The organism is Ponticaulis profundi (genome assembly GCF_042659465.1).
Lineage (GTDB): Bacteria > Pseudomonadota > Alphaproteobacteria > Caulobacterales > Hyphomonadaceae > Ponticaulis > Ponticaulis profundi.
This window is the reverse complement of sequence record NZ_JBHSSW010000009.1, coordinates 318,461-332,254: the sequence shown is the minus strand read 5'-3', so window position 1 is coordinate 332,254 and position 13,794 is coordinate 318,461. Positions and strand designations below refer to the sequence as shown.

At 55.7% G+C, this 13,794-nt stretch carries 13 protein-coding genes; 2 read left to right on the top strand and 11 right to left on the bottom strand.

Going from position 1 to position 13,794, the window contains the following annotated elements; all coding sequences use genetic code 11:
* Window positions 1-57 precede the first annotated feature (57 nt).
* Together ACFQDM_RS09100 and ykgO are read right to left on the bottom strand one after the other, a co-directional pair.
* Window positions 58-597: a hypothetical protein gene (locus ACFQDM_RS09100; protein ID WP_377378299.1), complete on the bottom strand. Its 540-nt coding sequence runs from the start codon at window positions 595-597 to the stop codon at window positions 58-60.
* A gap of 309 nt (window positions 598-906) precedes the next feature.
* Window positions 907-1,032, bottom strand: a complete 126-nt coding sequence (ykgO, locus tag ACFQDM_RS09095; RefSeq protein WP_377378298.1) for a type B 50S ribosomal protein L36 — start codon at window positions 1,030-1,032, stop codon at window positions 907-909.
* Window positions 1,033-1,193: 161 nt separating this feature from the next.
* On the opposite strand from ykgO, the gene ACFQDM_RS09090 reads away from it, so the two are divergent.
* Complete coding sequence (locus ACFQDM_RS09090) at window positions 1,194-2,561, top strand: lytic murein transglycosylase (RefSeq protein ID WP_377378296.1); 1,368 nt, start codon at window positions 1,194-1,196, stop codon at window positions 2,559-2,561.
* Between the two features lie 2 nt (window positions 2,562-2,563).
* Here the strand turns inward: ACFQDM_RS09090 and ACFQDM_RS09085 are convergent, their stop codons facing one another.
* Entirely contained in the window at window positions 2,564-3,877 is a 1,314-nt protein-coding gene (locus ACFQDM_RS09085) for an MFS transporter (protein WP_377378294.1), read from the bottom strand.
* Between the two features lie 192 nt (window positions 3,878-4,069).
* On the opposite strand from ACFQDM_RS09085, the gene motA reads away from it, so the two are divergent.
* Window positions 4,070-4,939 (top strand): flagellar motor stator protein MotA, encoded by an 870-nt coding sequence (gene motA / locus ACFQDM_RS09080; protein ID WP_377378292.1) that lies wholly within the window; start codon window positions 4,070-4,072, stop codon window positions 4,937-4,939.
* A 12-nt stretch (window positions 4,940-4,951) separates the two neighbouring features.
* Here the strand turns inward: motA and ACFQDM_RS09075 are convergent, their stop codons facing one another.
* The 8 genes from ACFQDM_RS09075 to fliG all read right to left on the bottom strand — a co-directional run bounded on the left by ACFQDM_RS09075 (window position 4,952) and on the right by fliG (window position 13,772).
* On the bottom strand, window positions 4,952-6,121 hold the full coding sequence (locus ACFQDM_RS09075) for a serine hydrolase domain-containing protein (RefSeq protein ID WP_377378290.1): 1,170 nt from the start codon (window positions 6,119-6,121) through the stop codon (window positions 4,952-4,954).
* 248 nt (window positions 6,122-6,369) lie between these two features.
* A complete protein-coding gene (locus ACFQDM_RS09070; RefSeq protein ID WP_377378288.1) occupies window positions 6,370-7,218 on the bottom strand; it encodes a MinD/ParA family protein in 849 nt (282 codons plus the stop codon).
* Window positions 7,218-8,207, bottom strand: a complete 990-nt coding sequence (locus ACFQDM_RS09065; protein ID WP_377378287.1) for a flagellar biosynthesis protein FlhF — start codon at window positions 8,205-8,207, stop codon at window positions 7,218-7,220. The genes ACFQDM_RS09070 and ACFQDM_RS09065 overlap by 1 nt, the downstream gene beginning before the upstream one ends.
* Window positions 8,208-8,216: 9 nt before the next feature.
* Window positions 8,217-10,346: a flagellar biosynthesis protein FlhA gene (gene flhA / locus ACFQDM_RS09060; protein ID WP_377378286.1), complete on the bottom strand. Its 2,130-nt coding sequence runs from the start codon at window positions 10,344-10,346 to the stop codon at window positions 8,217-8,219.
* Between the two features lie 18 nt (window positions 10,347-10,364).
* Window positions 10,365-11,741, bottom strand: coding sequence for a sigma-54-dependent transcriptional regulator FlbD (flbD, locus tag ACFQDM_RS09055; RefSeq protein ID WP_377378385.1), 1,377 nt, complete (start codon window positions 11,739-11,741; stop codon window positions 10,365-10,367).
* Window positions 11,742-11,805: 64 nt separating this feature from the next.
* Complete coding sequence (gene fliN / locus ACFQDM_RS09050) at window positions 11,806-12,147, bottom strand: flagellar motor switch protein FliN (RefSeq protein WP_377378284.1); 342 nt, start codon at window positions 12,145-12,147, stop codon at window positions 11,806-11,808.
* Window positions 12,148-12,166: 19 nt separating this feature from the next.
* On the bottom strand, window positions 12,167-12,802 hold the full coding sequence (locus ACFQDM_RS09045) for a hypothetical protein (RefSeq protein ID WP_377378282.1): 636 nt from the start codon (window positions 12,800-12,802) through the stop codon (window positions 12,167-12,169).
* Entirely contained in the window at window positions 12,786-13,772 is a 987-nt protein-coding gene (gene fliG, locus ACFQDM_RS09040; RefSeq protein ID WP_377378383.1) for a flagellar motor switch protein FliG, read from the bottom strand. Before fliG ends, ACFQDM_RS09045 begins: the two co-directional genes overlap by 17 nt.
* Between the last annotated feature and the right edge of the window lie 22 nt (window positions 13,773-13,794).

Here is a 13,794-nt window from a genome sequence, read left to right as displayed (position 1 = left end):
CCCCCAGAGCAATAAGAAGAACAACAGAAAGGCAAGCGAGCTTCATCGCGCCCCGGGTCAAATTGCACGACCTTCGACAAGCGGCCGCAGACGCCGGACCTCCGATAGCGCAGGCGCATAAAGCGGGTAAACGCGAAGCGCCTCACGATAGGCCTCAAGGGCTTCCTTGTTCTGGTCGAGACCGACAAAGATCCGACCAAGTGTCAGCCAGGCCCGAAAATTTCGCGGTTCAGCCGTCAACGCTTCATTCACATCCAACAAAGCCTGAGAAAGCTTGTCATCAGAAAGAAAATGCAAAGCCCGATACAACCATGCCTCGGAAAAATCCGTTTTGATATGGACGACCCGATCCAGCAGCTCTCGCGCAAGTTCAGACTGACCGGCCTGCTCGGCAAGCAGCGCACGTTCCATTACGAGATCAGCTGTGGGAGAGCCCGATTCCAGCATCGCATCCAGAATGTCTTCTTCGAGCGATTTTGCGTGAGCTGCGGTGGGCGCATCCTTGAGCGCCTCAAACATCTCATCGCTTGGTAAAGCCAAGGCCGGGCGGGCGGCAAACAATGAAATGGACATCAACAGATAGAAAATGGACTTCATATATGCGCCTAGCGTTACCAGCCCCCAAGATTGGTTCGAAACGCGGCTCGGTCAACACGCATAATGTAATCGGCCGATATGCGATGCACTCGGCTGATCAAAAACTCATTTTCCGGATAAAATTAGAAAGTCCGATTAGCGTAACCCGCAAATCAGACGTCATCGGTTCATTATCTAGATGAACAGATTACGGTCTACGACCGTGTGCTGCTGCCTCACCTGCGAAGGTGACACAATGGGAGCGCAAAAAATCCTGCCCGACCGCAGCATAGCGAGGTCGAACAGGATCGAATTCACGCGCAAAGGGTGTTAGCCTTGCTTGGCCTTGAAGCGCGGATCGGTCTTGTTGATCACATAGACGCGACCACGGCGACGTACCACCTTGCAATCCCGGTGGCGGCTTTTGAGCGCTTTGAGGGATGACTTGACTTTCATGGGTTCTCTGCCGTCGTTGCTGTCGAAAAAAGAAGGCGGTGGATACCTAGCGGACGCACAAGAGTCAATGCCTGCATTACAGAGATTTGATGAAATCAGTGTTTGGAAACTGCTATCTTTGAAGTTATCCAATTCTGGGAACGGCAAGGTGTGAGGAATTCATGAGATTTACGGCTTTGACAACGGTTTTGATGGCCTCTGCCTCCCTTCTGGTCGCGTGCGAAAGTACGTCAGAATCTCAGGCAAATGAACGCACGGAAGTCTACACGCCGGCACCCACCCGAACACCGACAACAACGACACGTCCGCCGGCCACCCCGGAACCACAGGCCACACCGACGCCAACATCAAGCTCTCTCAGCCAGATCATTGGTCCGTTCCGGTCGTCAGGACATGCTGCACTTGATGCCTGGCGGGATGATTTCGCACAGCGCGCTTATGGACAGGGATTTCACGTCACAACCATCCGTTCCGTCCTCAGCGGCATAGAACCAATGAGCATATTCCTGGAATCGCGCGCCGATATTGTACATCAGTCCGAATTCTCAAAACCGATCTGGGAATATCTCGACAGCGCCGTCAGCAGCTCCCGTATCTCCAATGGGCGCGAGAAGCTCGCAACGGATGCAAGTCTGTTCGCTGATCTGGAGCGCACCTATGGCGTTCCAGGCGAATACCTGACGGCCATCTGGGGCATGGAAACCAGCTATGGTCAGGTTAAAGGTGACTTTGATGCACCTTCGGCATTGTCCTCTATGGCAACGGAAGGACGTCGCCGCGCCTTTGCCGAGGGCGAGCTTTTGGCGCTGATGCGCATTCTGGACCGGGGCGATGCCAAGCGCGAATGGCTTCAGGCCGGATGGGCCGGCGCCATGGGACACACGCAATTCATGCCATCGACATATTATGCCTACGCGGTCGACTGGACCGGCGATGGCACAATTGATGTCTGGAATGCCCGTGCGGACGCATTGGCATCTGCTGCCAACTATCTCAGCAAATCCGGCTGGCGTGCCGGAGAGCCGGCTGTACGTGAAGTCACACTGCCGCCTGCCTTCGACTATAGCCTCGCTGATGGCGAGGAGCGGACTATACCGATCTGGGGCACACTTGGGCTGGAGCCCGTTGGTTATACCGAACTCGCGCCAGGCACCGTAAACAAAGCCGAGCTTTGGCTACCGGCTGGCAAGGACGGCCCCGCATTCCTTCTCTTCACCAATTTCCGGATGATCAAAACCTATAACCGCGCGGATTCCTATGCGCTGGCAGTCAGCCTGCTTGCAGAAAACATCGCCGGTCGCGCATCACCATCCGCAGCTTGGCCTCGCGATATTGATCGGCTGAGTATTGAAGAGGTGAAGGTCCTGCAGAACCAGCTGAACCAACTCGGCTATAATGCCGGCGTGGTCGATGGCATCGCCGGTCGTGGCACGCGCAAGGCTTTACAAAACTTCCAGGCTGATCGTCGTATGATGGCGGATGGCTATCCAACCCAGCGCGCACTGAATGCTGTCCTGAACGGGCGATAGCCCTATTCCGTCGGCTCCTCGACCTCGGTATGCGCGTCCCCTTCAGGATCGCGATAGATCGCTGTGGCCTTCCAGAACGCAAAGCCGCCCATAAAGGCCATCACCAGCGCCGCGAAGATGAAGGGCGCATAGGGGTGGATATGTTCATAGGCCCAAAGCCCAAAAAGCGGTGAGACAACAAATCCAACGCCATTGGCTGCGGTGACCAGTCCGGCGACATTGCCTTGCAGCGTCGCGCCCACAGCAAGCGATGCACCTGATGTGAAGCCAGGCCTTGAAAACCCCTGCCCCATGCCGAAGAGAATCTGCACCAGCGCAAACACCGCTATGGAAGGGGCAGTGAGGATTAGCCCTGATGCAACCGCAATCATGATCGCGCCGGTCGCCATAAGCGCACGCGCCGACAGCTTCAAACGCGGAATCAGCGCGATCTGAGCCATGAGGGTCGCCATCGCACCAAGCGTCATCACAATCCCCAGTTCGCCCGTGCCAGTCGGTTTTGCATCCGGGTCCGTCTGAACCGGGAAATAACCCGTCTCGGTCAATCGATCGAGCATGAAGAATGGAAAAGTCTGAACGAGAATACCAGACACCAGTGACAGACCAATGCCGTAGATCAGATAAGGAGCCAGACCAGGGTCACGCCACAGGCCTTTTTCCTCACGGGAGACAATCTTCTTGATCCGGGGCTCCCGATTTTCCGGCAGGAAAAACCAGATCGACAATCCCATGCCTGCCGCAAGCGCTGCGATCGCGAACACAGGCGCCAGAAGAGCAATCCGTTCGATCAGGACCGCAGCGAGCGCCGGACCAAGGACCGTTCCAAGCGTAAAGCCCGCAGTTAGCGTTGCGATCTCTTCTGTTCGATTTGCGGCGTCGGTACGGTCTGCGACATAAGCCTGTGCCGCCGGGTTAGTGCCAGACCCGAAAATGCCGAATAAAGAGCGCCCGCTTAACAGCATGACGAATACAATTGGCCAGCTGGTGATCAATCCGACCAGACCAGCCGTCCCCGCAAGGCCAAACAGGAGCATGGAGGCTGCAAACCCCATCATCCCCATGGCGGCGATCGGACGACGCCCATACCGATTGCTCATCTGCCCCCAGAATGGACTGAAGAGCACCCAGGCTAGTGCGGACAAGGAGAAGATCGCACCGGCCGTCCAGGCAGGGAATGCAAGCTCTCTTACGAGCAGAGGCAACACGGTTGTAATGAGCATGGTGTTGCCAGCGCCCACCGCCATCAGAGAGAAAAACAGAAGGCGAAACGCCCCGCGTCTGTTTTCGGCAGTTGGAAGATTCGTTTGTGCGCTCATAGATCCGTTTGTGCGACTGCACCCCCAAAGGGTCAACAAAATAAACTCACCGTTTTAGCGATCCGGGCGTGCGCAAAAGCCAGTTTTTTACCAGTGTGTTTACAGCCGTTCGCAAATTTCAATGGCCATGAAACGGCACATTAAGTCTGTTCAGCTACAAGTCTCCCAATAACTTAGAATAAGTTGGGTGCAATGTTTCAGATTATTGGTGTCGTCGTTGTATTCGGCATGGTCTTTGGCGGGTTCATGCTCGCAGGCGGTCACTTCGACGTGATCATCAAGGCTGCGCCCTTCGAGATGATGATGATTGGCGGGGCCGCTGTCGGCGCGCTTCTCATTGGTAATTCATTCAAGACCGTCATGGGTGTCTTAGGAGGGTTCGGAAAGATCCTCGCAGGCCCGAAATGGAAACCCAAAGACTATACCGACCTGTTATCCGTCTTATTTGTTTTAACAAAAACGATGAAGACGAAGGGCGTGGTCGCCATCGAAGCACACATTGAGAATCCGAAGGAATCTCGCATTTTTCAGGAATATCCGAAAATCCTGAAAGACCATTTCGCGATAGACCTGATCTGCGACACGCTTCGTATGATGACCATGAACCTGGAAGATCCTCACCAGGTTGAGGATGCTATCGAAAAGCAGATCGAGAAACACCACCATGAAGCACACGCCCCGGCTCACGCCCTTCAGAACATGGCAGACGCGCTGCCAGCTCTGGGTATCGTTGCCGCCGTTCTGGGTATCATCAAGACCATGGGCGCGATCAACCAGCCACCTGAATATTTGGGTAAACTGATTGGTTCGGCGCTGGTCGGTACCTTCCTGGGCGTGTTCCTCGCCTATGGTCTGATCGGCCCGTTTGCAACGCGCATGGGCGAAGTGATCGACGAAGAAGGCAAGTTCTATCAGATCATCAAGGACGTTCTGGTCGCACACCTTCACGGTAACGCAGCGCAGATCTCGGTCGAGATTGGCCGCGGCTCTATCCCATCGCCGGCTCAGCCAAGCTTCGCCGAGCTGGAAGAAGCGCTCAACAATGTTCCGGAAGCTGGCTAGGCGAGCAGCGGCTTAGCCACGCGGCTCATCTGTCATGAGCCGCATCCAATCCCGCTTCGGCAGGCCATAAACCATGTCCATGACTTCGAACTGAAGGCCTGTCGGACGGCTGACCCCTGAATTCCAGAGCGCGACTACGCCTGTTTTGAGCTCAGGATCAAAGAAGACCAAGGCTCGATATCCACGCACCGCCCCGCGATGACCGATGAGCGTGCGCCCGTGATATGAGTAAACACGCCAGCCAAGCGCATAATCGGCACGCTCAACACCTTCAAAACGACGCCCCATACCGCGCTCTTCGCGGAGCGTGCGCACATATGGACTATGGGCCTCGATCAAGGCATCAGGGCGGAAGACATCCGGATACAATCCCATCTGCGCCTGCAGATAAAGCGCAAGGTCATGGATGGACGAGCTAACACCCCCGGCCGTCGCGACCCGGAAGTACGGCATAGTAATCGTCGAGGCGTACAATTTCTTCGAACTCGAAGACCAGGAATATGGCCGGGCGTAATTCTTCGATCCGGTAAAGCCGGTGTATGTTGTCGTTGCCGTCTTCATTCCCAGCGGCTCAAAGACCTTCGATTTCGCCAGAGCTTCGAATTCAAGCCCGGTCGTTTCCTTGAAAATCTCAGAAATCGCATCGAAGGCCACGTTCTGATAGCCATGACATTCGGCAACCGGGCAAATCAGATTCAATCCACCGAGTGTTTGGCGAATATCGGCAGGCTCACGCCCGGACTCCAGCACGTTATCATAAGCGTTCGAGACAATGCCGAGCCGGTGAGACAGGAGATCTCGTACCGACGCTTTTTCTTCACCAAACCCAGGCAGGCGCAGACTCGTTTTGTAATCCGAGATATGGGAGTCGAGCGAGAACGCCCCCTCGCTGGCAAGTTCAGCCGCGAGTGTCGCTGACAAACCCTTTGAAACAGACGCCCATCGGAACAATGTATCGGTATCGACCGAGAGACCGTTTTCCTCGGTTTTGCCAAATCCGCGCTCAAAACGGATTTCACCATCCTCAACAACGGCCACAGCGAGCCCCATCATGTCATCACGCTCCATCAGGAGGTCGATGCGGGCTTCCAGATACTCATAGTCGATTGGATCAGCGGTAGCAGCACATGTGAGCACGGCAGGCAGGATGGTTCGTGCGACCAGATGAATGAACGATTTCACCAAAGAACCCTTGTGTGAGGACCGCAGCGCACAAAAGCACCATCGATCGATAATCTACGCGTCGCCCGTGCAATTGCCGGGCCACAGGACAAATTAATTCAACAAAAGTTGAAAACTCAAGTGCCGCGCAGCGATGTCTCTGCATCGCGCAGACATTTGCACATGGTTTTACATCCTGCTTCATCCAAAGCAGGATTGATCAGCCTTTCAGGCCGTCGCGGAATACATGTTTGATAGAGGCGCCCCGATCAGAATGCTGCGCGCTCTTCAGAGCTCACTGGAACTTCCCAGCCACGGATCAAACTTTCTGCAACCTGACTTGCATCAAGCGCCGCCTGCGTTGTCGGGAATTTTTCCATAATCGGTGTCTGACTTCGCAAGCATTCACGCACTTTCGCGTCGCGGGTCACAATGCCGGCGAGCGGAGGACGGAAGCCGAGGAAGGTCTGACAAGCCTTCGCAATCGCCTCATAGGTCTGGCGTCCACGCTGACGGTTGTCCGCCTGGTTGATCAGAACGATCGGCTGAACCGACGGTGCATAGCCTTTGAGAACCTTGATGAAGGCATAAGCATCGGTCATCGACGCAGGATCATCGGTCACGACGACCAGCGCACGATCAGCTGCACGTGCCAGGCGCATGACGTTTGACTCAATACCCGCTGCGAGGTCGAGCAGAACATGATCATACTGCAGCGACAGTGCAGATAGGCCAGCAGCCAGGCGTGCGACTTCCTCACTTGGCAGTTCAGCCAAAGCACCAGAGCCTGAACGCCCCGGCAGAACATCAAAGCCGCCATTCGCCACACCGCCGGAGACGGGCGTGACAGCATCTTCAAGTTCAACCCATCCGGCCATTACCGCGACAAGATCTGTCTGCGGCGCGATACCGAGGTGAACGTCCACATTCGCCAGTCCAAGGTCTCCATCGACCAGCAAGGTTCGTCGTCCGGCTTTCGCCAGTGCGCCTGCTATGGCTGTAGACAGGAAGGATTTGCCAACACCGCCCTTGCCTGAGGCAACGGCAATCACTGAGGCAGGCTGAACACGCGGCTTGGAGGCCAGCACGTTCTTAATTCGTCCAAAACCGATAGCCATTACGCGGCTCCTTTCAAGGATTCAGCGCCCGGCGCATCTTCAAGAAGAATGCGGGCGAGTCTGTTTGGGGTAGCAGGGATCAGGCCCCCGCCAATAAAGGGTGTCAGAGCCAGGTGCGAGATGTTGATCTTCGCACTGGCGATAGCGAAAAGTACGCCGCCTCGCCGTCTGACAACGTCAAGTTTAGTTACGATACACCGTTTTACGCCCACTCTTGCGAAAGCGCGAACGCTCTCCTCAAGATCCAGCGGATGCCCCTCAGCAGAAATGACCAGGACCGGCTCGACTCCGAGCAGGTTTATCAGGTCGGACAGACGTTCCAAGTCTTCACCATCACACGGATTAATCGAAGGTGTATCTATAACGACACCTTGCTTGTTATCTATTTCTCGTCTGGTTGCCGCCAACAGGTCATCCGGCATGACAAAGCTTTGCATGTCGTGAATTCCCGCCTGAAGATAGGCAGCCAGTTGAGCACCACCCGCCGTCGCATCGAAGTCAGCGACCAGAGGCACAGCGGAGGCTTTCGCAGCGCGAGCGCGGCGAATGAGTTTGGCCGTGGTTGAGGTTTTCCCCGAACCCGGCGGCCCCACAAGCATGATCGGATCGCTGATGGCTGGTGTGATTGGCGCAAAGCCAACCACGCCTTCCAGTGCTGCCGAGAACCCGCTAGCGGGTTCTGTGGAAGCACCGACCAGACGCGAACCGGTCACGGCGATGACTTCAGAGAAGCCATCAGGTGCACCATGCCAATTCAGGATCTCCCGGAGATTCTCCCGATACCGGCTGATCTGTAGCGATGGTGCAGGCTTGTTCTTTTGCGCGAAATTCGGCGCTACGATAGAGGTCGCGCGCTCAACAGCTGCGCGGACTTCATATCCTTCATCAATGTCTCGTTCCGACAGGATCACCGCGTCCGTCCCCATATCCGTCTTCATTAATGCGACGGCATCTTCCCTGGTTGCTGCGGTGTAGAGTTTCATCCTCATCGGCGTCTCCTATACAGTCCCAGCGGCCCGCAGGCGCGCCTTGGGATGAATCTCGTTTTGCGACATGACCGGCGTTTTCGGTCTGAAGCGTTCAATGAGCGACTGAACGAATGGGCGGATGCCAGCGCTTGTAAGCAATACGGGCGACGTACCCTGCTGAGCTGCTGCATCGAAGGCTTTCTTCACATCCCCTGCAAAGCCATGCAGGCGAGATGGCTCCAGCGCGAGCTGACGGTTGCCGCCCTGCCCGATAATCGCATTCGCAAACGCTTCTTCCCAACCTGGTGAGAGCGTCACGACTGGCAGTTCGCCCCGCTCATCGGAATGTGCCGCGCAAAGCTGGCGCCCCAGACGTGAGCGCACATGCTCGGTCACCGTCACAAGGTCTGTCTGCGTGGACGAAGCCTCAGCAATGCCTTCCAGAATTGTCGGCAGGTCACGGATCGACACATATTCTGACAGCAGATTCTGCAGAACACGTTGGATTCCGGACAGGCTGATTTGGTTCGGCACGATATCGTCCAATAGGGCTTTCTGTTCAGGCGGCAGATCATCAAGGAGATTCTTGACTGACGCGAATGACAGCAGTTCAGCCATATTTTCCTTAACAATTTCCGTAAAATGTGTGGTTAAAACGGTCGCAGGGTCGACAACCGTATAGCCGGAAATCGCGGCTTGTTCCTTGTTCGCCTCATCCACCCAGATCGCCGGAAGCCCGAAAACAGGCTCCATTACGCGCTCACCTGGCACAGGTGCCGCCCGACCGGACGCGTCCATGGCAAGATGGTGGTTCAGCTTCAGGCGTCCTGTTCCGGCCGTCAGTTCCTTAACGCAAACCTCGTAGTTGTCTGACGGCAATTCCAGATTATCGACGATACGAACCGATGGCGCGACAAAGCCATAATCAGAAGCAATCTGACGACGAACCGCTTTGACCTGGTCTGTCAGCTTGCGACCCTTGGTTTCGTTGATCAGCGGCACAAGACCGAAGCCCAGTTCGATTTTCAGCTCATCAACCGTGAGCGAATCCTTGATAGGTGGCTCTTTTGGTTCGGCAGGTGCAGCTTTCGCCTTCTCCGTTGCGGCCTGTTCCGTCGCAACTTCCTCTCGCTTCTGCTTGTCGATCCGGTAGGCCATATAGCCAAGCGAACCCGCCAGAGCGGCGAATGGAATGAATGGCATGCCCGGCAGGACACCCGCAAAGAGGGCGCAACCTGCGACCATATAAAGACCAAGCGGGTTGCTCATCATCTGAGTGGCAAGCGCTTTATCCGCTGCTCCGTCCAGACCTGCTTTCGACACCAACAGACCCGCCGCGATCGAAATGATCAGAGCAGGGATCTGCGATACAAGCCCATCGCCAATGGTCAGACGGGTATAGGTATCTGCAGCCGTTTCGAAAGCGAGCCCTTCCTGGGCCACGCCAATAACGATCCCGCCAATGATGTTAATTGCCGTGATCAGAAGACCTGCGACGGCGTCGCCGCGAACGAACTTTGAGGCACCATCCATGGCACCAAAGAAATTGCTCTCGCCTTCGACTTCCTTACGGCGCGAGCGTGCTTCTTCCTCATTGATCAGACCAGCCGACAGATCCGCGTCAATCGCCATCTGTTTGCCCGGCATCGCATCAAGGGTGAAGCGAGCGGCGACCTCGGCGATCCGCGAAGAACCTTTCGAAATAACGACGAAGTTCACAATCACGAGAATGATGAAGACAATCACGCCGATGACGTAGTTCCCACCCATCACGAAAGAACCGAACGCCTTGATCACATCGCCAGCCGCATCCGGTCCCTGCGCACCATTGCTCAGGATCAGGCGGGTGGAAGCAAGGTTCAACCCAAGTCGAAGCAGTGTCGCAAGCAGAAGAACCGCAGGAAAGGCGCTGAACTCAAGCGGCTTCTTGATCAGAAGCGACGTCATCAGAACCAGAACAGAAAACGTGATCGACACAGCGAGCATCATGTCGAGCAGAATGCTCGGCATTGGCATGATGAGCATGATGATCAGCGCGAGAACGCCGACACCGAGTGCCACTTCACCTTTCATGCCCGACTGCAGGAAGGCCTGAACATCGAAATTGCCGATGCGCAAACCGCCCTGTGTTTCAGTCTCTGTCGTGGTCGTGTCCGTCACGTGCGTGATATCCTATTATCAACCAGCTTCGCGAATTTCGCCCGGAGCAGGCACATCGATGCCAGCTTCGGAATAGGCTTTGAGTTTGTTGCGGAGCGTCCGGATCGAGATGCCCAGAATGTTGGCCGCGTGTGTGCGGTTTCCAAGGCAGTGATCGAGCGTTTCGAGAATCAAGCCCTGCTCAACATCGGCAACCGTACGTCCGACCATGGATTGGGAAACTGATTGCGCTGACTGCGTGGCCGCATCGACCACAGGATTACCAGTTGCAGACAATGCTGCCGTGCTCGCAGCCACCGGAGCCAGGCCATCAGGTTGACGGATGGCATCTGGTCCGATGACATTGTCAGGTGACAACAAAACCGCGCGGTGCATGGCGTTTTCCAGCTCCCGGACGTTGCCAGGCCAGGTGTGAGACGAAATCCGAACCTTCGCGTCGTCAGACAGGATCTTTTTCTGAAAACCATTCGCCAGAGAATATTTCTCGACGAAGTACTCAGCCATGGTGAGCGCGTCTTTGATCCGATCACGCAGCGGCGGAATACGCAGGTTCACAACGTTCAGGCGGTACAGCAAATCCTCGCGGAATATCCCATCACGCACGGCCTGAGCGAGATCACGGTTGGACGTCGCCAGAATACGGATATTCACCTTGATTGGCTTGTTTCCGCCGACCCGGTCAATTTCCCGCTCCTGAATGGCGCGCAGGAGTTTGGCCTGTAGTCGCGCATCCATCTCGGAAATCTCGTCCAGAAGCAGCGTACCGCCATCGGCCTCTTCGAATTTACCGATACGGCGTGCCACGGCGCCTGTGAACGCGCCCTTTTCGTGACCAAAAAGCTCGGATTCCAGGAGGTTTTCAGGAATGGCGGCACAGTTCACAGAAATGAACGGCGCGGTGGAGCGACGTGATTTCTTGTGGACATAGCGCGCCATGACCTCTTTACCGACACCGCTTTCACCGGTGATCAGAACGCTTGCTTCACTTGCAGCGATCTGGTCTGCCAGCTGAACCACGCGCATCATGGCTTCATCAGAGGCGATCATCGGACGATCATCATCCGCCACCGCCTCAAGGACCGCAGCGATCATATCCGGGTCTGGCGGCAATGGGATGAACTCGCGTGCGCCCGCCTTGATGGCCTGAGCTGCCCCGCGCGCATCAGCTTCGACGCCGCAAGCCACGACCGGGACAGAGATGCGCTCCATGTCGAGCGCAATCACCAGACTTTCAAGATCAAGCCGGTATTCCGCCATAATCAGGTCAGCGCCCCGCCCTGCCCGCAGCGCGGACAAAGCCTGCTCGACCGTGTCGAAATGGGTTACCTTCGCACCGCGATCGAAGGCGATTTTGGACGCGACAGAAAGTTGGCCGCCCAGATTACCGATCATCATTACGCGCACGGCCAAACTCCTTTCAGGATAAGAACTGCTGCTGGTTCACGAAGTGCGTTCTTCATCAGTTACCAACGCCTCCATCCTTGATGATTTCCGTCATCGTCACGCCCAGTCGCTCTTCGACGAGAACGATTTCGCCACGCGCGACGAGACGGTTATTTACGTAGATATCGATGGCTTCCCCGACGCGGCGATCCAGCTCCAGTACGGAGCCGGGAGCAAGGCGCAGGAGGTCCTGCACTTCCATCTGTGTGCGCCCGAGAACCGCCTGAATGTTCACCGGTACGTCAAAGACAGGCGCCAGATCTGCTGCGGCTTTTTCCTGACGATCAGCTGGTCCCGGCTTAACGACAGATTCGCCGTTATCCAGTTCCGGTAGATTCATCGCATCATTGTCACTCACAACGCATCTCTCTTTTCAGTTACGCAACACCGGCGAACAAATCGCCCTGCGCATCAATCGGTTGGTTCATGTGTTCCGCAATCAGCGCTTCCAGCGTTTCTGCGAGTTGCTCGGGGTCATGCGAAAACGCGCCCTGATCCCAACTCAGCTTCCAGCTTCCCGGTGCGCCGCCTTGCGTCGGCTCAATGTGAAATTCTGAATCAGCTGGCAGACGGGCCTGAATGGCTGCGCTGACCCGATCTGCGATCTCGGCATCCACCTTCAGTACCAGTCGTGGCCCATTTGGCAGGCTCGACAGAATTTCGCTAAGACCAGCTTCTACGGCCGCTTCAGGAACATGCTCCAGGGCTGCTCCTGCGAGCTTCTTCGCCAATTGCACGGCGAGCTCGGATGCTTCTTTGCGCATCTGATCTGCAATTTGCACGGCAAATGGTAATAAGGGCTGAAGATGCTGAACAATGGCTTCAGCAGTCGCGGCCATGCGGCGCTCTGTTTCGGCTTCAACGGAACGAAGTGCCTCATCGCGTGCCGTCGCGACCAGTTCATCGACCTCGTTCTGTTTGTAACGCCGGTACGACTGCAGGCCTTCGTTGAGAACATCACCTTCTTTGGAAAATTCAGTCTCAAAGGCGAACGCTTTAGTAGACGAGCTCATCATCACCTCCACCTTCGGCCAGCATGATCTCACCGCGTGCAGCGAGGTCTTTTGCGATGAAAACCATTTCCGTCTGCGCCTGATCGACATCTTTCAGTCGGACAGGTCCCATTGCCTGCATGTCGTCTTTCAGAAGCTTCGCAGCGCGCTCAGACATGTTGGACAGGAACATGTCGCGAAGCGAATCCGAGGCACCCTTGAGGGCCAGACCAAGCTTGTCCTTGTCGACACTGCGGAGCAGCGTCTGGATGCCACCCGGGTCCAGTTTGGAGAGATCTTCAAAGACAAACATCAGCGCACGAATTCGATCAGCGCTCTCACGGTTACGTTCTTCCAGATTGGACAGAAAACGACCTTCGGTCTGACGATCAAAGCTGTTGAAGATTTCAGCCATCATTTCGTGGCTGTCGCGCTTGGATGTGCGCGCAAGGTTCGACATGAATTCAGAGCGCAGCGTGTTTTCGATCTTGTCGAGAATATCGCGCTGAACCGGTTCCATGCGCAGCATGCGCTGGACGCACTCAATCGCGAATTCTTCCGGAAGTGCCGCCAGAACACGTGAGGCGTGTTCGGACTTGATTTTGGACAGGACCACGGCAACCGTTTGCGGATACTCATTCTTGAGATAGTTCGCGAGAACCGTCTCATTCACATTGCCAAGCTTATCCCACATGGTCCGGCCAGCCGGACCACGAATCTCTTCCATCAGGGAATCGACTTTTTCCTGTGGAAGGAAATTCAGGAGAAGCTTCTGTGTCTGGTCATAAGTACCCATGAGCATGCCCTGGCCGCTCATGTTGGAAACGAAATCACTGATCAGTGATTCGACGAGTTCAGCCTCAACCACGCCAAGACCTGACATGGCATGAGAAATCTCGCGGATTTCATCCTCGCCCAGCTTATTCCAGACCGGCCCCATATTCTCACCAAGTGCCATGAGAATTACGGCCGACTTCTCGGCACCCGTCATGCTGGAAATACGCTGTTTGATC

Bases quoted from the DNA above. Each gene is read 5' to 3' on its own strand.
- ACFQDM_RS09100 (WP_377378299.1), bottom strand. From the start codon at position 597: ATGAAGTCCATTTTCTATCTGTTGATGTCCATTTCATTGTTTGCCGCC.
- ykgO (WP_377378298.1), bottom strand. From the start codon at position 1,032: ATGAAAGTCAAGTCATCCCTCAAAGCGCTCAAAAGCCGCCACCGGGAT.
- ACFQDM_RS09090 (WP_377378296.1), top strand. From the start codon at position 1,194: ATGAGATTTACGGCTTTGACAACGGTTTTGATGGCCTCTGCCTCCCTT.
- ACFQDM_RS09085 (WP_377378294.1), bottom strand. From the start codon at position 3,877: ATGAGCGCACAAACGAATCTTCCAACTGCCGAAAACAGACGCGGGGCG.
- motA (WP_377378292.1), top strand. From the start codon at position 4,070: ATGTTTCAGATTATTGGTGTCGTCGTTGTATTCGGCATGGTCTTTGGC.
- ACFQDM_RS09070 (WP_377378288.1), bottom strand. From the start codon at position 7,218: ATGGCTATCGGTTTTGGACGAATTAAGAACGTGCTGGCCTCCAAGCCG.
- ACFQDM_RS09065 (WP_377378287.1), bottom strand. From the start codon at position 8,207: ATGAGGATGAAACTCTACACCGCAGCAACCAGGGAAGATGCCGTCGCA.
- flbD (WP_377378385.1), bottom strand. From the start codon at position 11,741: ATGATGATCGGTAATCTGGGCGGCCAACTTTCTGTCGCGTCCAAAATC.
- ACFQDM_RS09045 (WP_377378282.1), bottom strand. From the start codon at position 12,802: ATGAGCTCGTCTACTAAAGCGTTCGCCTTTGAGACTGAATTTTCCAAA.
- fliG (WP_377378383.1), bottom strand. From the start codon at position 13,772: ATGACGGGTGCCGAGAAGTCGGCCGTAATTCTCATGGCACTTGGTGAG.